Annotated in this window: 16 protein-coding genes and 1 pseudogene; 11 read left to right on the forward strand and 6 right to left on the reverse strand. The window is 44.8% G+C overall.

Annotation, left to right across the window (positions count from 1 at the left end; translation table 11 throughout):
* Window positions 1-24: 24 nt before the first annotated feature.
* Together L1D55_RS16355 and L1D55_RS16360 are read left to right on the forward strand one after the other, a co-directional pair.
* A complete protein-coding gene (locus L1D55_RS16355) occupies window positions 25-759 on the forward strand; it encodes a TRAP transporter small permease (RefSeq protein ID WP_032549611.1) in 735 nt (244 codons plus the stop codon).
* A 2-nt stretch (window positions 760-761) separates the two neighbouring features.
* Window positions 762-2,123, forward strand: coding sequence for a TRAP transporter large permease (locus tag L1D55_RS16360; protein ID WP_239918146.1), 1,362 nt, complete (start codon window positions 762-764; stop codon window positions 2,121-2,123).
* A 54-nt stretch (window positions 2,124-2,177) separates the two neighbouring features.
* Here the strand turns inward: L1D55_RS16360 and L1D55_RS16365 are convergent, their stop codons facing one another.
* From L1D55_RS16365 to L1D55_RS16375, 3 genes are all read right to left on the reverse strand, one after another.
* Window positions 2,178-2,351 (reverse strand): hypothetical protein, encoded by a 174-nt coding sequence (locus L1D55_RS16365; RefSeq protein ID WP_239918147.1) that lies wholly within the window; start codon window positions 2,349-2,351, stop codon window positions 2,178-2,180.
* 77 nt (window positions 2,352-2,428) lie between these two features.
* Window positions 2,429-3,778, reverse strand: a complete 1,350-nt coding sequence (locus L1D55_RS16370) for a sigma-54 dependent transcriptional regulator (protein WP_239918148.1) — start codon at window positions 3,776-3,778, stop codon at window positions 2,429-2,431.
* 139 nt (window positions 3,779-3,917) lie between these two features.
* Window positions 3,918-5,717, reverse strand: coding sequence for an ATP-binding protein (locus L1D55_RS16375; RefSeq protein ID WP_239918149.1), 1,800 nt, complete (start codon window positions 5,715-5,717; stop codon window positions 3,918-3,920).
* Window positions 5,718-5,879: 162 nt separating this feature from the next.
* Between L1D55_RS16375 and L1D55_RS27700 the strand changes: the two are divergent.
* The 8 genes and pseudogenes from L1D55_RS27700 to L1D55_RS16410 form a co-directional block, all read left to right on the forward strand.
* Window positions 5,880-6,062 (forward strand): annotated as a pseudogene (locus L1D55_RS27700) (hypothetical protein); the annotation flags it as partial.
* Window positions 6,063-6,380: 318 nt separating this feature from the next.
* Window positions 6,381-7,679: a trigger factor gene (gene tig / locus L1D55_RS16380; protein WP_004739926.1), complete on the forward strand. Its 1,299-nt coding sequence runs from the start codon at window positions 6,381-6,383 to the stop codon at window positions 7,677-7,679.
* A 105-nt stretch (window positions 7,680-7,784) separates the two neighbouring features.
* A complete protein-coding gene (clpP, locus tag L1D55_RS16385) occupies window positions 7,785-8,411 on the forward strand; it encodes an ATP-dependent Clp endopeptidase proteolytic subunit ClpP (RefSeq protein ID WP_004736080.1) in 627 nt (208 codons plus the stop codon).
* 82 nt (window positions 8,412-8,493) lie between these two features.
* Entirely contained in the window at window positions 8,494-9,774 is a 1,281-nt protein-coding gene (gene clpX / locus L1D55_RS16390) for an ATP-dependent protease ATP-binding subunit ClpX (RefSeq protein WP_008220631.1), read from the forward strand.
* Between the two features lie 132 nt (window positions 9,775-9,906).
* Window positions 9,907-12,258 (forward strand): endopeptidase La, encoded by a 2,352-nt coding sequence (gene lon, locus L1D55_RS16395; RefSeq protein WP_061033661.1) that lies wholly within the window; start codon window positions 9,907-9,909, stop codon window positions 12,256-12,258.
* A 169-nt stretch (window positions 12,259-12,427) separates the two neighbouring features.
* A complete protein-coding gene (locus L1D55_RS16400; protein ID WP_012604504.1) occupies window positions 12,428-12,721 on the forward strand; it encodes an HU family DNA-binding protein in 294 nt (97 codons plus the stop codon).
* A gap of 220 nt (window positions 12,722-12,941) precedes the next feature.
* The gene (gene ppiD, locus L1D55_RS16405; RefSeq protein ID WP_239918150.1) at window positions 12,942-14,807 is read left to right on the forward strand and encodes a peptidylprolyl isomerase; all 1,866 of its coding nucleotides are present in this window, start codon (window positions 12,942-12,944) and stop codon (window positions 14,805-14,807) included.
* A 179-nt stretch (window positions 14,808-14,986) separates the two neighbouring features.
* Window positions 14,987-15,286, forward strand: a complete 300-nt coding sequence (locus L1D55_RS16410) for a helix-hairpin-helix domain-containing protein (protein WP_239918151.1) — start codon at window positions 14,987-14,989, stop codon at window positions 15,284-15,286.
* Here the strand turns inward: L1D55_RS16410 and rrtA are convergent.
* On the reverse strand, window positions 15,283-15,825 hold the full coding sequence (gene rrtA, locus L1D55_RS16415) for a rhombosortase (RefSeq protein ID WP_239918152.1): 543 nt from the start codon (window positions 15,823-15,825) through the stop codon (window positions 15,283-15,285). The two genes, L1D55_RS16410 and rrtA, sit on opposite strands and share 4 nt — an antisense overlap.
* 9 nt (window positions 15,826-15,834) lie before the next feature.
* Here rrtA and L1D55_RS16420 point away from each other — a divergent pair, with 9 nt between their 5' ends.
* Window positions 15,835-16,434, forward strand: coding sequence for a DTW domain-containing protein (locus L1D55_RS16420; protein ID WP_239918153.1), 600 nt, complete (start codon window positions 15,835-15,837; stop codon window positions 16,432-16,434).
* Between the two features lie 50 nt (window positions 16,435-16,484).
* Here the strand turns inward: L1D55_RS16420 and L1D55_RS16425 are convergent, their stop codons facing one another.
* Window positions 16,485-17,828, reverse strand: coding sequence for an anti-phage deoxyguanosine triphosphatase (locus L1D55_RS16425; RefSeq protein WP_239918154.1), 1,344 nt, complete (start codon window positions 17,826-17,828; stop codon window positions 16,485-16,487).
* Between the two features lie 55 nt (window positions 17,829-17,883).
* Window positions 17,884-18,468: a 5'-deoxynucleotidase gene (gene yfbR / locus L1D55_RS16430; RefSeq protein WP_004739934.1), complete on the reverse strand. Its 585-nt coding sequence runs from the start codon at window positions 18,466-18,468 to the stop codon at window positions 17,884-17,886.
* Window positions 18,469-18,496: the final 28 nt, after the last annotated feature.

The following is an 18,496-nucleotide window of genomic DNA, read 5'->3' on the forward strand; positions in this document are numbered from 1 at the left end:
AAACAATTATAAGCGGAGCATTTTATGGAACAGTCTCAAATGGAACAGTCTTTATTTTCCAAAGTCGGAAGAGTCACCGATTTAATCGAAGAGTCTTTAATAGCCTTCTTTCTGGGTGCAATGACCCTATTAACTTTTGCGAACGTGGTCTTTCGATACGCGTTCAATGACAACATTTTATGGGCATTGGAACTCACCGTATTCATGTTTGCGTGGATGGTGTTGGTTGGCGCTTCTTACGGCGTTAAAAAACACTTCCACATCGGGGTTGATGTGGTTATCAACCTAGCACCAGAGAAACTTAGAAAAGTGTATGCCTTGATTGCTGTCACTTGTTGCCTTGCGTTCTCTATCCTTCTTTTGATTGGTTCTTGGAACTACTGGTACCCATTCGCGACCGATCGCGCATGGTACGAAACCGACGATATTCCAATGCCAGAGATGCTGCAGTTCTTAGCTGATTGGCTCAACGAAGGCGAGCGCTACGAAAAACTGCCTCGATTCATTCCTTACATGGCACTACCGATTGGTATGGCACTTCTTACATTCCGTTTTGCGCAGATCGCTTATCAAGTCGCGACAGGCAAGATTGATCGCATGATCGCAGGTCACGAAGCGGAAGAAGATCTTGATGCGCTTAAAGCACAAGTAGAAGCGGGAAGTGACGAAGACGCAACAGCGATCTTGGATTCGCAAAACTCCGTGAAAACGGAAGACTCAAAGCCATCTAATCAACAATCGAAAAGCAAGGACGACTAATCATGGCGATGTTATTTCTATTCTTGATGGTAATCGCTTTCATGCTGGTGGGCGTGCCGATTGCTATCTCGCTGGGTTTATCCAGTATTCTGTTTTTGTTGATGCACTCAGACGCGTCACTTGCTTCAGTGGCGCAAACCCTGTTTAACGCGTTTGCGGGTCACTACACTTTGTTAGCAATCCCGTTCTTCATTTTAGCGTCTAGTTTTATGTCTACGGGCGGTGTAGCAAAGCGAATTATCCGTTTTGCAATCGCAATGGTAGGTTGGTTCCGCGGCGGTCTGGCAATGGCGTCTGTTGTGGCATGTATGATGTTTGCGGCACTGTCTGGCTCTTCACCTGCGACGGTGGTGGCAATCGGTAGTATTGTTATCGCGGGTATGATCAAGAACGGCTACTCAAAAGAGTTCGCAGCTGGGGTTATCTGTAACGCAGGTACTCTGGGTATCTTGATTCCGCCTTCAATCGTGATGGTAGTATACGCAGCGGCGACCGATGTATCTGTTGGTCGTATGTTCTTAGGTGGCGTGATTCCAGGCCTGTTGGCTGGCGTGATGCTGATGATTGCTATCTACATTGCGGCGCGCATTAAGAAGATTCCTGCACAGCCATTTGTGGGTTGGGGCGAGATGTTCTCAGCCGCGAAAGACGCGAGCTGGGGCTTGTTACTGATTGTCATCATTCTGGGCGGTATCTACGGCGGTATCTTTACTCCGACCGAAGCGGCGGCAGTCGCAGCGGTGTATGCCTTCTTTATCGCTAACTTTATCTACAAAGATATGGGGCCTTTTGCGGATAAGAACAACACCAAGCCAGCACTGGTTAAAGTGTTCCAAACCTTCTTCCACAAAGATACCAAAGATACGCTGTATGACGCAGGTAAGCTGACGATCATGCTGCTGTTTATCATTGCGAACGCTCTGATTCTGAAGCACGTTCTAACAGAAGAACGTATTCCACAAATGATTACAGAATCTATGCTATCGGCTGGTCTTGGTCCAATTACCTTCTTGATTGTCGTGAACGTACTGCTGTTGATTGGTGGTCAATTCATGGAGCCATCTGGTCTATTGATCATTGTTGCACCATTGGTTTTCCCTATCGCGATTGCACTCGGTATTGACCCTATCCACCTTGGCATCATGATGGTAGTGAACATGGAGATAGGCATGATAACGCCGCCTGTTGGGCTTAACCTATTTGTGACCGCGGGTGTCGCCAAGATGTCGATGATGAATGTGGTGAAGGCGGCCCTGCCGTGGGTTGGCGTGATGTTCCTGTTCTTGATAATCGTAACTTACGTGCCTTGGGTATCAACATGGCTACCAACCACCTTGATGGGACCGGAAATAATAACTAAGTAGTTGTTTGAGTGTTTCATTGACATGGAATTCAATCTATAAAAAATGAGGAGGTCTTTAGACCTCCTCATCTATATGTCTTCCTCGCTTAACATGAGGATTGATCTGTTCGTATAGCGCTCTTTTCGCTTCCAATTCTGGGGTGTTTAAGTCGAGATGTTCATCGGTATAGTACATGCCATCTATCTCGAAAGTGTCGCTAATCGAAGGAACTCTAGTTTTCTCACCCATAGCCATATCCTTATTACATTTATTGTATAACATCCTGTTATTAAATAAGTATAGGTGATCTTGCTCGCAAATCTAATTTAGTTTGATTCTACCTTAAATGACTCTTTAGATAGTTGATGTTTTTGCATCTTATCGTAGAGGGTTTTTCTTGGAAGCTGCAGCCTTTTCATTGTCGCTTTGATACTGCCGTTACATTCGATAAGTACTTGCTTTAATGTGTTTTTTTCAAAGTCGGAGACCAACTCGGCCAAAGACATTTCTTGGGCGTTTGAATTGGTGCTATCTGATAGGTGAGAAAGCTTACCCAATAGTACAAAACGTTCTGCAGTGTTACGTAATTCACGCACATTTCCCGGCCAATCATGCGCTAAAAGGGCGTGTAGTTCGGCTTGTGGAAGAGCTGGGGCGGTTTTGCCATAGCGAGCAGCTGCGACCAACAAGAAATGGTGGAATAGGGCTGGGATGTCTTCTTGTCTACTTCTTAATGGTGGTAAATCTAAGGTCACAACGTTAAGTCGATAATAGAGATCCTGGCGGAAAGTACCTTCTTCAGCAGCCTTTTTTAGGTCGACTTTAGTGGCCGCAATCACGCGGATATCCAGAGGTACCAATCCGTTTGAACCCACCCTTTCGATAACGCGTTCTTGCAATACTCGTAGCAGGCGTATCTGTGCTTGCATCGGCATGGACTCTATTTCATCCAAGAACAGGGTTCCTCCTTGAGCAAACTCGAATTTACCCACGCGTTTACTCTCTGCGCCTGTGAATGCGCCTTTTTCATGACCGTAGAGCTCACTCTCAATTAGGTTTTCAGGAACGGCGCCACAGTTTACTGCCACAAAGTTTTGTTCTCTGCGGCTGCTTTGCTCATGCAGGGAGCGCGCGACCAGCTCTTTACCTGTGCCTGTCTCTCCAAATAACAAGATATCAGCGTTGGTGTCGGCGACATGGGTAATCACAGTGCGAAGCTCAGTCATGGATTGAGTATCACCAATGATTCTTGGCCCAAGGGTTTTACTGGCTTTGAGTGAGCGTTTGAGTTCAAGGTTTTCCAAGGTCAGCTGGCGCTTTTCAATGGCGCGTTTGGTTGTCTCTATTAAGCGTTCATTGGCAAAAGGCTTTTCGATAAAATCGTAGGCGCCGTCTTGAATCGCTTGCACTGCCATCGAGATGTCGCCGTGTCCTGTGATCATGATGACGGGAATCTCTTTGTCTTTATGCATGACAGTGTTGAGCAAGTCATGGCCAGATATACCGGGTAGACAGATATCGGTAATGATCACATGAGGCAATCCGTTCTCTTGAATCGCGAGCAAAGCTGACTCCGCATCGGGAAAGAATTCGGCGTCAATATCCGCGAGCTCAAAGCTCTGTTCAATCGCTATTCTTAGGTCGGATTCATCATCAATGAAATAGACGTGACACATAGTTATTCCTTTACTCTTTTCTACTAATTATTGCTGAGTTTTTAGTTCGCCCTTATTGGAGTGGTCGAATCTCAGTCTGTTGTTTTTGCTTCGTGTATTGGTACTTATTCTTTTGTCTTTGCAGTTCTTGCTGTTGCTATTACTGTTGCTCGATAACGGGTAACTCGATACTAAATCGAGCACCGCCTTGTGGACTGGTTCCTGTCGTGAGCTTGCCGTTAATCCCACTGATGATTTGCTGAGATATCGATAAACCTAATCCAAGTCCGTTCTTCTTTGTAGTGTGGAAAGGCTCGAAAAAGTTACCGCTTGATGAAGACGTAAAGCCAGGCCCGTTGTCATCAATGTGAATCAGTAGCGTGCTAACTTTAACCTCATCCGTTTCTTTGATTTCTAACAATATGGCTAATTGCTTATCGTCTTGGCTTTCCATTGCCTGAACTGCATTGGTGAGCAAGTTGATAATCACCTGTTCCAGTTGAATAGCGTTAGCGAGTACACAGGCATCGAAGGTTTCGGGTAGCTCATTAAGGTTAACTCGCTCGCTTTTGAACTGTGGCTTCATCAGTTCTTTAGATGAGTGAAGAATGGGCAGTATTTGTAAGGTGTGCAGCTCTTCCGCAGTCGATTTCTTAGCAAAGGAGCGAAGCTGGTGGCTGATTTTCGCCATACGATCGGTGAGTGCTGAAATACGCGATAAGTTGTCATCGACTCGATCTATTTTCTCTTTGGCCAGAAACAGTCGCCCATTGTCGGCGTAGCTGCGAATGGCCGCGAGAGGGTTATTCAACTCATGACTAATACTGGCCGACATCTGACCTAATACTGCTAGCTTGGCTGCTTGAATGAGCTCGTCTTGGGTGTGTCTCAATACTCGCTCGGTTTCGATACGTTGCTTGATCTCTCCATGCAACTCAGAGGTTCTTTCTAGCACTTGAAACTCAAGCTTTTGGTTAGCTTCAGACTGTAGTCGCTCTATCTGAGCGCGTCGGTGTTGGCGATGAAGGTTAAGTTGAATGACCAGATAAATGATCGCGAATACTAAGCTCAATACCACTATGTAGGCGACCAAGTCCCACCAAACCAAGTGTGTAGGAGAGAAGACCCTGACCGTTAATCCAGGGTCAGGTAAAAAGCGTGAAGAGGTGAAAAACTTTTCTCTAACTAAAGGATGAGATGAACGAATGCTGCTGGTTACGTCCTCTAGATCTCCAGAAAATTGGAGGCTTTCAATTTGGGTATCGAGGTATTGCTGATTCTCCCGAATGCGAGCTTGTTGTGCATCATCGAGAGGCTGAAGACTTTTGAATAACCAATCAGGATTGCTCGACATAAAGATAATCTGGTCTTTATCATCCGCGACAAAAAAGCTCTGTTTGCCTTGCCAGCTTGCTTCTATCGAAGATAAATCCATTTTTACCACAATTACGCCAATGATTTCAGCAGCATAAGAAACAGGATAAGAGTAATAGTAGCCTCTCTTTCCTGAAGTCGAACCTAAAGCAAAGTACTGCTTTTCATGTCCTTGAATGGCTTGTTGGTAATAAGGGCGAAAGGCAAAGTTACGCCCAACAAAAGAATGTTTTAGGTTCCAGTTACTGGCTGCGATAGTGGTACCGATGCTATCCAACAAATAGGTGTCAGACGCCTGAATCACAGTGTTGACGTGCTCTAGATAGCGGTTGGTGAGTTCTATTTGAGCAGTGTTGCTTGGTGAGTGCAGGGCATCAACCAGCTCTTTATCCTTTGAAAGCAGCTCAGGAATATGGGCAAACTTATCCAATTGGCTGGCAATGTGGACGGAAAAGCGGTCTAAGTTAGATTGGTGATCATTTAACAAACTTTGATGGCTCGTATTCCATACCCAGTGACCACCAAGGATCATCAAAACGCTGTAGGCGATCAATAACAGGATACGAATTCTCGAAGCTTGAAACATGCTGGTTCTCCGCTAAATCGGGGCGACAATATAAAGCCTGCTTTCTCTCATTCATCACAGCAATTAGCGGTAGTTTTTACTGAAAATAGAGAGCTAGTAGATGGAGTTAGGTTAAGGCTTTGTAACGGAGATTGTTGAAAAAGTTATCGACTCTGAGGGGTAAAACAAGAGCAAGATCTCTTTTTAAGGTTTTTAGCAAAAAAAGCCCTCGATTCCCTTGAAAAAGTCGCTATTGTCCCCATTTCTGTTGTGCTAAGTGATGTTCTGAACGTTTTTGTATCATTTAGTTGGACGAATTTAGAGCATTCATCATCAAGCAGAGGTGAACGGCTCGACAGAGATTAAACAGATCGCTAGAATGTCGCGTCTAAAATTTCTGTCCTGAGGCTAATCGGAGATACCTTTCTTGTTTCCGAAAACAAGCTTCGCTGCTTTTTAATAGCGAGTGAAAACTGAGCTTTTAACAAGTATGTGAAGATGAAGATATCGCTGATTAGTCTGGTGTTTGGTTGAATGATCAATTCAAACATCAATGCTCGATTTTAAATTAGGTGTTCGGATAGAGCACTACACAAGGATGCAGCCAACAACGTCGGCTTTTGAATTAAAGCTAAGTTACGGCTCATATGCTCAGATTACTGAGCCAGTTTTGAGGTTTATATAATGCAAGTTACTGTTGAAACGCTAGAAGGCCTAGAGCGCCGTCTTAATATTACTGTTCCTGCTGCTAACATCGAAGATGCAGTTACAGCTGAACTACGCAACATCGCGAAAAACCGTCGTTTCGATGGTTTCCGTAAAGGCAAAGTGCCAATGAAGATGGTTGCTAAAATGTACGGCAAAGCAGTACGTCAAGACGTGATGGGCGAAGTAATGCAACGTCACTTCATCGAAGCGATCGTTAAAGAGAAAATCAACCCAGCTGGCGCACCAACTTTCGCACCAGTTGAAAACAACGAAGGCGCTGACCTAGTATTCAACGCAACTTTTGAAGTTTACCCAGAAGTTGAGCTGAAAGGTCTAGAAAACATCACTGTTGAGAAGCCAGCAGTAGAAGTTAAAGACGCAGACGTTGAAGAGATGATCGAAACTCTACGTAAGCAACAAGCAACTTGGACTGAAGTTGACACTGCAGCTGACGCTGGTTCTCGTGCAACTATCGACTTCGTTGGCTCTATCGACGGTGAAGAGTTCGAAGGCGGTAAAGCTGAGAACTTCCCACTAGAGATGGGCGCTGGTCGCATGATCCCTGGTTTTGAAGACGGTATCGTTGGTAAAACAGCAGGTATGGAATTCGAAATCGACGTAAACTTCCCAGAAGATTACCACGCTGAAAACCTAAAAGGTAAAGCAGCTAAGTTTGCAATCAAAGTAAACAAAGTTGAAGCTCGTGAACTTCCAGAACTAAACGAAGAATTCGTTGCTAAGTTCGGCGCAACTGACGGCGTTGAAGGTCTTAAAGCTGAAGTTCGTAAGAACATGGAGCGTGAGCTTAAGCAAGCTGTTAAGAACCGCATCAAAGAGCAAGCTATCGACGGTCTAGTTAACGAAAACAACATCGACGTACCTTCTGCTCTAATCGATCAAGAGATCGGTGTTCTACGTCAACAAGCTGCTCAACGTTTCGGTGGCAACACTGAAGCTGCTGACCAACTTCCACGTGAGCTGTTCGAAGAGCAAGCTAAACGTCGCGTAGTTGTAGGTCTTCTACTTGGTGAAGTAATCAAGACTGAAGAGCTAAAGGCTGACGACGAGAAAGTTAAAGCTATCATTGAAGAGATGGCTACAGCATACGAAGATCCATCTGAAGTTATTGCTTACTACGAGCAAAACGAGCAAATGATGAACAACATGCGCAACGTTGCTCTAGAAGAGCAAGCTATTGATGCAATCATCGCTAAAGCTCAAGTTTCTGATAAAGAAGTTAGCTTCAACGAGCTAATGAATCAGCAACCTGCTTAATATAGTAATATCTGACGTAGAAGGTTGACGTACGGTCAACAATTCTGCTAACAATGGTCCGTATGATTTTATCATTCGGGCCATTTATTTTAGGGACATAAGAATATGAGCTACCAAGAAAAAAATACAATGCCATCGATTATGGACGCACTAGTTCCTATGGTGGTTGAACAGACTTCCCGTGGTGAACGTTCTTACGATATTTATTCTCGTCTATTAAAAGAACGAATCATTTTCTTAACAGGTCAAGTGGAAGACCACATGGCAAATCTTGTCGTGGCTCAACTGCTTTTCTTGGAATCTGAAAACCCAGACAAAGATATCTACCTTTACATCAACTCGCCGGGCGGCAGCGTAACAGCAGGTATGTCAATCTACGACACAATGCAGTTCATCAAGCCAAACGTGAGCACAGTATGTATGGGTCAAGCTTGTTCTATGGGTGCATTCTTACTAGCGGGTGGTACTCCAGGTAAGCGTCACGTGCTTCCAAACTCACGCGTAATGATTCACCAGCCACTTGGCGGCTTCCAAGGCCAAGCGTCTGATATTCAGATTCACGCGCAAGAGATCCTAACGATCAAACAAAAGCTAAACAAACTATTGGCAGAGCACACTGGTCAGCCTCTAGAAGTTGTTGAGCGTGATACAGATCGTGACAATTTCATGTCTGCTGATCAAGCAGTAGAATACGGTTTAGTGGATTCAGTTCTTAATCACCGCGGTCAATAATTGCAGGGCAATTGTTTGACGCAAAGTGATGCAAATTGATATACACTCAAACCATAGAGAGTAAAGGCTAAGAGGTTAGCGAATGACAGATAAAAGCAAAGAGGGTGGTAGCGGTAAACTGCTTTACTGCTCTTTCTGTGGCAAAAGCCAGCACGAAGTTCGCAAGTTAATCGCAGGTCCTTCTGTTTACATTTGTGATGAATGTGTCGATCTTTGTAACGACATTATTCGTGAAGAAATCAAAGATGTTCTTCCTAAGAAAGAATCTGAATCGCTGCCAACGCCGCGTGAGATTCGTGAGCACCTTGATGACTATGTAATCGGTCAAGAATACGCGAAAAAAGTGCTAGCAGTTGCAGTATATAACCACTACAAGCGTTTACGTAATGGTGATACGACAGCTGAAGGCGTAGAACTAGGTAAGAGTAACATTCTTCTTATCGGTCCTACCGGTAGTGGTAAAACGCTACTGGCTGAAACATTGGCTCGTTTCCTAGACGTTCCTTTCACAATGGCAGACGCAACCACACTAACCGAAGCGGGTTACGTGGGTGAAGATGTTGAAAACATCATCCAGAAGTTGCTTCAGAAATGTGATTACGACGTAGCGAAAGCGGAACGCGGCATTGTTTACATCGATGAAATCGATAAGATTTCTCGTAAAGCTGAAAACCCATCAATCACGCGTGACGTGTCTGGTGAAGGTGTACAGCAAGCTCTACTAAAACTTGTTGAAGGTACAGTTGCTTCGGTTCCACCACAAGGTGGTCGTAAGCATCCACAGCAAGAGTTCTTGCAAGTGGACACGTCTAAGATCCTATTTATCTGTGGTGGTGCATTTGCCGGCCTAGATAAAGTGATTGAACAGCGTGTAGAAACAGGTTCAGGTATCGGCTTTGGCGCTGAAGTGCGTTCAAAAGACGAAACCAAAACTATTGGTGAACTGTTCACTCAAGTAGAACCTGAAGATCTAGTGAAGTACGGTCTAATTCCAGAATTCATTGGTCGTCTACCTGTTACGACAACACTGACAGAGCTTGATGAAGAAGCGCTAATCCAAATCCTTTGTGAGCCAAAGAATGCACTTACTAAACAGTACGCAGCATTATTTGAGCTAGAGGATACAGAACTAGAATTCCGCGAAGACGCGTTACGTGCGATTGCTAAGAAAGCGATGAGCCGTAAAACGGGTGCTCGTGGTCTACGTTCTATCTTGGAGGGTGTTCTACTAGAAACGATGTACGAACTGCCATCTTCAACTGATGTAAGCAAAGTTGTGATTGATGAGTCGGTAATCAATGGTGAGTCAGAACCACTGTTGATTTACAGCAACTCAGACAATCAAGCAGCTGTTGCAGAGTAGGTCTTTTTTAGACAAGTTGCTCAAATTGAAAAAGGAGGTAAGCAATTACCTCCTTTTTTTTATTCTTCCATTGAATCCAGTCGTTTAAGCCCCATATACTGCTTTATAAGTTAAAGCGGAAGAGAGAAATATATGAACTTGGAACGTTCCGAGCGTATCGAAATCCCCGTGCTACCTCTACGTGATGTAGTGGTTTACCCACACATGGTTATTCCATTGTTTGTTGGTCGTGAAAAATCGATTACTTGCCTAGAGTCGGCAATGGAAGCTAACAAACAAGTACTACTTGTTGCGCAGAAAGAAGCGGACACTGATGAGCCTTCAATTGACGACCTATTTAAAGTAGGTACTGTCGCTACCATTCTTCAGTTACTTAAGCTCCCTGATGGTACGGTTAAAGTACTTGTTGAAGGTCAGCAACGTGCAAAAATTCACGAGTTCAAAGAGAGTGAATTTTTCCTAGCGGATGCCGAATACGTTGTTACCTCAGAACTTGACGAAAAAGAACAAGAAGTGGTTGTTCGCAGCGCGATCAATCAATTCGAAGGCTTTATTAAGCTAAACAAAAAGATTCCACCAGAGGTTCTAACCTCTCTGAATGGGATTGATGAAGCAGCTCGTCTTGCAGATACCATCGCAGCACACATGCCACTTAAACTGGTAGACAAACAGCACGTACTAGAGATTCTAGATGTGACTGAGCGTCTAGAGTTCCTGATGGGCCAAATGGAATCAGAGATTGATATCCTGCAGGTTGAAAAACGCATCCGTGGCCGTGTTAAAAAGCAGATGGAAAAATCTCAGCGTGAGTACTACCTGAATGAGCAAATGAAAGCGATTCAGAAAGAACTTGGCGAGATGGACGACGCTCCAGACGAATTCGAGACTCTGAAGAAGAAGATCGAAGAGTCAAAAATGCCTCAAGAAGCTCGTGAAAAAACCGAGCAAGAACTGCAAAAACTGAAAATGATGTCACCAATGTCTGCTGAAGCAACAGTAGTACGTAGCTACATCGATTGGATGGTTGGCGTTCCTTGGGCTAAGCGCTCAAAAGTTAAGAAGAATCTAGCGAAAGCGGAAGAGATCTTAAACGAAGATCACTACGGCTTAGAGCGTGTTAAAGAACGTATTCTTGAATACTTGGCAGTGCAGAACCGTATCAATAAGTTGAAAGGTCCAATCCTTTGTCTTGTTGGTCCTCCAGGTGTAGGTAAAACCTCGCTAGGTCGCTCTATCGCAGCTGCTACAGGTCGTAAGTACACGCGTATGGCACTAGGTGGCGTTCGTGACGAAGCAGAGATTCGTGGTCACCGTCGTACCTACATCGGCTCTCTCCCGGGTAAATTAATCCAGAAGATGTCTAAAGTTGGTGTTAAGAACCCACTGTTCCTATTAGATGAAATCGACAAGATGTCTTCTGATATGCGTGGCGACCCATCTTCAGCACTGCTAGAAGTACTCGATCCAGAGCAAAACAACGCGTTTAACGATCACTACCTAGAAGTAGACTACGATCTGTCAGACGTTATGTTCGTTGCGACTTCTAACTCGATGGATATTCCTGGCCCGCTACTGGACCGTATGGAAGTGATTCGTCTGTCTGGTTACACAGAAGATGAAAAGCTGAATATTGCTAAGAGCCACTTGTTGGACAAGCAAGTTAAGCGCAATGGTCTTAAGCCTCACGAAATTGAGATTGAAGACTCTGCAATCATCGGCATTATTCGTTACTACACGCGTGAAGCGGGTGTACGTAGCCTAGAGCGTGAAATCTCTAAGATCTGCCGTAAAGCAGTGAAGAACATCCTGCTAGACAGCGACCTTAAGTCTGTAACGGTTAACATGGATAACCTGAAAGAGTACTTAGGCGTTCAGCGTCACGACTTCGGTAAAGCGGATGAGAGCAACCGTATTGGTCAGGTAACAGGCCTAGCGTGGACTCAAGTTGGTGGCGATCTGCTAACTATCGAAACCGAAGCAATGCCGGGTAAAGGTAAGCTAACGCAAACCGGTTCTCTTGGCGATGTGATGAAAGAGTCTATTCAAGCTGCGATGACCGTGGTTCGTTCTCGTGCTGAAAAACTGGGTATCAACTCAGATTTCTACGAGAAACGCGATATTCACGTTCACGTACCAGAAGGTGCAACACCGAAAGATGGCCCAAGTGCGGGTATCGCGATGTGTACTGCACTTGTCTCTAGCTTAACGGGTAACCCTGTGAAAGCTGAGGTAGGTATGACAGGTGAAATTACCCTGCGTGGTGAAGTTCTACCTATCGGTGGCCTGAAAGAAAAACTGCTTGCTGCGCACCGTGGTGGCATCAAAACAGTACTGATTCCGAAAGACAACGAGCGTGATTTGGAAGAGATTCCAGACAACGTAATCGCTGACTTGAAGGTGATCCCGGTTCAGTGGATTGATGAAGTACTGAAAGTAGCGCTAGAACGAGATCCGTCAGGGGTCGAGTTTGACGTGAAAAAATAGTGATGCATAGCAAAAATAAGTAAAGAATTACGCTGACAGGCCCGAAAAGGCTTGTCAGCGTTTTTTTTGGACGCTAAGTTATTGATCAAAGCGGCAGCCCTTTTGCAATAAGGCTTGCGGCTAAATTAAAACCAAAATGGAACGTACAGTCATCGAGAAGTAGTCACAGATGACACATAGGGGAAAAACAGTGAATAAAACACAACTAGTAGAATCAATCGCAGAAAACGCAGACATCTCTAAAGCTTCAGCTGGCCGCGCTCTAGACGCATTCATCGAAGCAGTTGGTACAACGCTACAATCAGGCGATCAAGTTGCACTTGTTGGCTTTGGTACTTTCAGTGTTCGTACTCGTGCAGCTCGTACAGGTCGTAACCCAAAAACTGGTGAAGAGATCCAAATCGCAGAAGCTAAAGTACCTGGCTTCAAAGCGGGTAAAGCACTTAAAGACGCATGTAACTAATTTCTACTGCTGAAACCTCTGTTTGAAAGAGGGGAAGGCAGTAAAATGCGTTTACTGTTTGAAAAATGATGTTTCATTCTTAAACAGTATATGTGCGAAGCACATTGAACTAATTTAAATTATGCGCATCCTACTGATGCGCATTTCTTTTTCTGATAATATCGCGTGAATAGATTTTTATTTTGAAGCCAATGCTTCATATCCGGAGAGCACTTAAATTATGATGGATCGATTACGCGAAGGCGTGAATAGCATCGCGGTAAAAATTATCCTTGGGTTGATTATCCTGTCATTCGTATTCGCAGGTGTAGGCAGCTACATCACCGGTGGCGGTAACAACGCAGCAGCTAAAGTTGGCAATACAGAAATCGGTCGTGGTGAGTTCGAACAAGCTTACCAAAACGAACGTAATCGCATGCAATCTCAGCTTGGCGATTACTTTGCTCAAATGCTTGCAGACCCTGCATACGTAGAGTCTTTCCGTAAATCAGTACTTGATCGCATGATCAACGACGTTCTACTTGAGCAGCAAGCAGAGTCTCTAGGCCTACGAATCAGTGATTCTCAAATCCGTACAATGATTCTAGAAATGCCTCAGTTCCAAACTGCGGGTCAATTCGACCAAGAAGTTTACCAAGCAGCACTACGTCGTGCAGGTTTCAGCGCAGAAAGCTTCGCTGAATACATGCGTCGTGACCTAATGCGTAACCAGCTTGTGACTGCACTTCAAGGCAGTGAGTTTGTTCTTCAAGGCGAAATCGACACGCAAAGCAAGTTAATTGCACAAACTCGTGATATTCGTACAGTAACTCTTTCTGTTGCTGACCTTGCGAAAAACGTTGAACTAACTGACGAGCAAATCGAACAGTACTACACTGAAAACCCTCTAGCTTACACTCGTCCAGAGCAAGCTAAAGTGTCTTACATTGAACTTTCTGCTGAAGCACTTAAGTCTCAGCTTGAAGTAAGCGACGAAGAAGCACAAAAATACTACCAAGAGCACTTAGATAAGTACTCAACGGCAGAGCAACGTAAAGTGAGTCACATCCTTGTTGAAGGCGACGACGAAGCGAAAGCGCAAGCAATCCTAGACGAGCTAAATGCAGGTGCTGATTTTGCTACGCTAGCGGAAGATAAATCTGACGACTTCGGTAGTGCAGACGTTGGCGGTGACCTAGGTTGGATCGAACGTGATGTTATGGACCCAGCATTTGAAGAGGCAGCTTTCGCACTTCAGAACGTTGGTGATACTACTGGTTTGGTTAAGTCTGACTTCGGCTACCACATCATCAAGCTAGACGAACTAAAAACGCCCGAATCTCAACCATACGCAGAAGTAGCAGCGGAGATTAAGCAAGAACTTCTAGACCAACACGCAGTAGATCAGTTCTACGAAATGCAAACTGAGCTAGAAAAAGTAGCGTTTGAATTCCCTGACTCACTAGATGATTCTGCAGAAGCTATCAACGCTAAGATCACAACAACAGATTTCATCTCTCAAGTAGATGCACCTGAAGTGTTGAAGACGCCTGCAGTAATGCAAGCTATCTTGAGCCCTGAAGTGAAAGAAGATGGTCTAAACTCTGAAGTTATCGAAGTCGCTCCTGAGCACGTAATCGTTGTACGTGTTGAAGAGACTCGTGATGAGACAGTTCTTCCTCTTGAAGAAGTGAAAGATCAAGTTGTGGCTGCGCTATCTGCTGTTAAAGCGGAAGAGCAAGCTGTTGAGCTAGGTGTTTCTCTAGTTAACGACCTTAAAGCTGGTAACGAAGCAGTACTAGCGGAAAACAACCTTGAGTTCACTGAGCTTGAGACAATTGACCGTAACTCTCCACTAGCTGCGTCTGTGTTCGCTCTAGCGAAGCCAGAAGAAGGCAAAGTGGTATTCGGCCAGTCTAAAGACCAAAACGGCAACATCGTTGTTGTAGAGCTGTCTAAAGTAACGGCTGAAATTAACCCTGCATACAGCACTCAAATCGGTGCTCAGTTAGAGCGTGTTGGTAACCAGCAAGATCTGACTAATGTATTAAACGTACTACGTAAAAACGCAGACGTTGAATACTACGTTGTAGGCCAAGGTCAATAATCATCAATTATCTCGCTAGTTGAACTCCAAAACAGATTTGTGAGCCAACAAGCAAGCTGATGAAAATAAGATGTATAACAAAGCGGGTCACTTAGGTGGCCCGCTTTATTTTTATCTGGCGATCATGTTATCTCTTGCTGCAAACGCATAAGTTACCTTTTTTCACAAAGGAATGGATTATGCGCACTCTATATTCAACATTACTTCTTTCATTTTTGATTTTCTTAAGCCCTACAGTATTTGCAGACAGCCCAACCAAGGCTGAGCTTTATGATGGCATTGAGATTACGGTAAACATTAATACCGCGACCGCAGAGGAACTATCAGCGTTACTGGTAGGCGTGGGCGATAAGAAAGCTAAAGATATTGTCGACTACAGAACTGAGCACGGCGCGTTTGCTAGTGCTGACGACTTGGTGAGTGTAAAAGGGATTGGTGAGGCTACGGTTGAAAAGAATCGCGGAAGGATACTGCTTTAGTTCGCTTTTTTACTCACGAAAAATGAAACAATAGCCATGGACCCGCCTGCCAGTGCACCTGCTAGGTGGGCTTCAATGGCCACTCTCGCGTTAATCAGTTCACCAGTTGTGCTAGAAGGACCAACAAGCTGCTCCCAAGCGATCTTTGCGACTAATCCTAATACTAACAGCCAACTCGATTTCCTGCCGTTTAACGCCTCTCTGAGCGCGAATAACCCAAACAATCCATGCAGAGTTCCCGATAAACCTACATAGACCTGAATACTTGAAAGTAACAGAGCCAATCCTGTGACTAAGCTGATCAAAGCTAACGCAGAGATAAGTTGTTTTCGTGTCGGTTGAAATAGGTAGCTGATGATCCACAGGCCTGCTAGATTCATTAGCAGGTGTGAGTAGTTGGTATGTGAAAAGTTTCCTGTTAGGATCCGCCACCATTGTCCATCGACAATCGCACTTTTATCCCAAACGACCCAAGCTTGCACTGGCTCTAGTTGGAATATGACGCATAAAAGTGAAGTGAAAATTAAAACAGGGTACACATTACATCCATGTCTCGTTATTGCCCCCAATGCAGCAAGGCTTTGAAAGCTTGTATTTGTCAGTGGGTTACACCACTAGAATCGAACGTTGAGCTTATCATTCTTCAGCACCCATCAGAAGAGCATCGTCCGATGGGAACCGCGCGTATTCTCTCGTTATCTTTAAAAAACAGCGTAACGATCGTCGGTGAGGATTTTTCAGACAATGAGCAACTGAATACCATGCTGGCTGATGAGCAATATCAGCACGTGATTTTGTACCCGAGTGAACACTCTGTGCCTGTCGAGTCTGTAACACGCCCTAATAAAAAGCTGCGTGTGATTCTGTTGGATGGAACTTGGAAGAAGGCATTCAAGATGTGGCAAGTGTCTAGCAACTTGCATGCGCTAAGTACCGTCCATCTACCAAAAGATCTCAAAGGCAATTACCGAATCCGTAAAGCGCCAAGCGAAAATAGCTTGTCGACGGTAGAAGCTGGGTACCATTTGCTGAATTTATTAGAAGGTGACCGAGATTTCAGTCCGCTGCTAACGGCATTTGACCAAATGATTCAGTTTCAAATCAATCAAATGCCGCCGGGCGTATTTGAGAAAAATTACTTAGCGTAATCTCACCAATACTTGTCTAAATGTGCTGAGTCCAAGTATCGCGAGTAAGGCTAGAACTCGGTATGTGCTGAAAATAGCTGTTGATGCATCTTTTGTGCAAGGTCGTCGGTCATTGATGAGATGTAATCAGCAATTACGCGCATCTTTCTTGATTCATCTTGATGTTGTAGCCACTGTTTCTTGATTGGCAGTGGCAACAGGCGTTCAGGATCGGCGCTGAAGGCTTCAAACATATCCATGATGATCTGCTGACCTTTGTACTCAATAACTTGAACCTGTGGTACCTGAATAACGAATTCGCTGACGAAGTGTTTCAGCTTATCGAGGGTAGCATCCATGCTTGGTTCCAATACGGCATTGTAGGCAAGCAGTGCGTTCTCAAAACTTTCATCAACGGGCTTAATCGATATGCTGGTTAGCAGCGCGTTAACGATCCCACCAATGGCATCTTTTCTGCGGTATTGCTCGCCAGAAAACAACATCTCTGTGATGGAATCTAGGTGTTCACAGATCCACGGATCAGCCATCTCTTTTAACTGCGGATAAGCCGATTCAACCCACTGTGCTTTAGTCACTGAACCCAGCACGATCGCATCTTCTAGATCATGCACGCCATAGGCGATGTCGTCCGCAAGCTCCATGATGGAGCAGTCGAGAGACTTGTATTTGGTCTTGTTATGTTCGAGTGGCTCTGTGTGCAACTTTCTCTTCTGTTTGAGAAGTTGTTGATCGTTAGCTGAGAGTGGCTCAAGTACCCAGTTGAAGAGTGCTTCGTCATGATCGTAGATACCTTTCGCAGGCATCCAATCTTTGGCACGGAGCTGTCGTTGATGTTTAACTGGCTCTGGTTGCTCTTTTGCCTCAACCTCACTGAGTAGCGAAGGATATTTGATTAGCCCTAATAGCGTGCGTCGAGACAGGTTCATTCCGTGATGTTCAGTATAGGGCTCTAGCTGTGTGACAATGCGAAACGTTTGGGCATTGCCTTCAAAGCCACCGTGTTCACGCATCATGTAGTTGAGTGCGACTTCACCACCATGTCCATAAGGTGGGTGGCCGATGTCGTGAGCCAGGCATAAAGAATCAATTAGGCTATCGGAAGGCAGAAGCTCTCGAAACTCAGGTTGCTTTTTCTTGAGCTGCGCAACAATACCAGTGCCAAGCTGTGCCGCTTCTAACGAGTGGGTTAAGCGCGTGCGGTGAAAGTCATTCACTGTGGTGCCGTGCACTTGAGTTTTTGCTTGTAGTCGACGAAAAGCGGCAGAGTGAAGGACGCGTGCTCGGTCGCGCTGATAAGGGCTGCGGTGATCATCACGTCTTATTTTGTGTTCATCGTCATTTCGATGTTGCCACTCTTGTTCGAGTACAAAAGAAGGTTCGAGTTGAGAATTCAAAATATCACCTATCAAATTGATTTTATTTAACTAATTACAAGCAACTTATACCCAGCTAGCTTATCTCGTCTAGTGATAATTCAAAGCTTGGAGCAAAGGTGGTGAGAAAGTAGTCCATTTCAGGACTTTTGCGCTGTTCGAGAGTCTCTTCTAGCCGACGTTTAGCTTGTTCATACTCATGGTTGCCTGCACTGAGCTCTTCTAAACATTTGAGATAAGCACAGATAGTGTCGGCTTGTTTTACGATGTTTTGTTCTTCTTTGCTGGCGGTGCCGGAGATTAAGAAAGGCGCGAAGTCGTCTTGAAACTCTTCTGGCAGCATCGAAAGCAGTCTTTGCTCTGCAGCGGCTTCTATCTTCTTATACTCTTGGGCAATATCTGGATTGTAGTATTTGACAGGCGTTGGCAGGTCGCCAGTCAGCACTTCACTGGTGTCATGGTACATCCCGATTAGGGCAATGTGTTCTGGATTGAGTTTGCCATCAAACTTTTTGTTTTTGATAAGCGCCAAGGCATGGGCAACGAATGCGACCTGTAGGCTATGTTCTGAAATATTCTCGCTTGAGACGGAGCGCATCAGAGGCCAGCGCTGGATAAGCTTCATACGTGCGAGATGGGCGAAGAAATGGCTCTGTTTCATAAGTGTCCTATCTAGAGAGTGCTCCACT

Origin of the sequence: Vibrio sp. Isolate22 (assembly GCF_022398115.1) — a bacterium.
GTDB lineage: Bacteria > Pseudomonadota > Gammaproteobacteria > Enterobacterales > Vibrionaceae > Vibrio.

Bases quoted from the DNA above. Each gene is read 5' to 3' on its own strand.
- clpX (WP_008220631.1), top strand. From the start codon at position 8,494: ATGACAGATAAAAGCAAAGAGGGTGGTAGCGGTAAACTGCTTTACTGC.
- L1D55_RS16360 (WP_239918146.1), top strand. From the start codon at position 762: ATGGCGATGTTATTTCTATTCTTGATGGTAATCGCTTTCATGCTGGTG.
- ppiD (WP_239918150.1), top strand. From the start codon at position 12,942: ATGATGGATCGATTACGCGAAGGCGTGAATAGCATCGCGGTAAAAATT.
- yfbR (WP_004739934.1), bottom strand. From the start codon at position 18,468: ATGAAACAGAGCCATTTCTTCGCCCATCTCGCACGTATGAAGCTTATC.
- lon (WP_061033661.1), top strand. From the start codon at position 9,907: ATGAACTTGGAACGTTCCGAGCGTATCGAAATCCCCGTGCTACCTCTA.
- L1D55_RS16375 (WP_239918149.1), bottom strand. From the start codon at position 5,717: ATGTTTCAAGCTTCGAGAATTCGTATCCTGTTATTGATCGCCTACAGC.
- L1D55_RS16420 (WP_239918153.1), top strand. From the start codon at position 15,835: ATGTCTCGTTATTGCCCCCAATGCAGCAAGGCTTTGAAAGCTTGTATT.
- L1D55_RS16410 (WP_239918151.1), top strand. From the start codon at position 14,987: ATGCGCACTCTATATTCAACATTACTTCTTTCATTTTTGATTTTCTTA.
- L1D55_RS16365 (WP_239918147.1), bottom strand. From the start codon at position 2,351: ATGGGTGAGAAAACTAGAGTTCCTTCGATTAGCGACACTTTCGAGATA.
- L1D55_RS16400 (WP_012604504.1), top strand. From the start codon at position 12,428: ATGACACATAGGGGAAAAACAGTGAATAAAACACAACTAGTAGAATCA.
- L1D55_RS16355 (WP_032549611.1), top strand. From the start codon at position 25: ATGGAACAGTCTCAAATGGAACAGTCTTTATTTTCCAAAGTCGGAAGA.
- tig (WP_004739926.1), top strand. From the start codon at position 6,381: ATGCAAGTTACTGTTGAAACGCTAGAAGGCCTAGAGCGCCGTCTTAAT.
- L1D55_RS16370 (WP_239918148.1), bottom strand. From the start codon at position 3,778: ATGTGTCACGTCTATTTCATTGATGATGAATCCGACCTAAGAATAGCG.
- clpP (WP_004736080.1), top strand. From the start codon at position 7,785: ATGAGCTACCAAGAAAAAAATACAATGCCATCGATTATGGACGCACTA.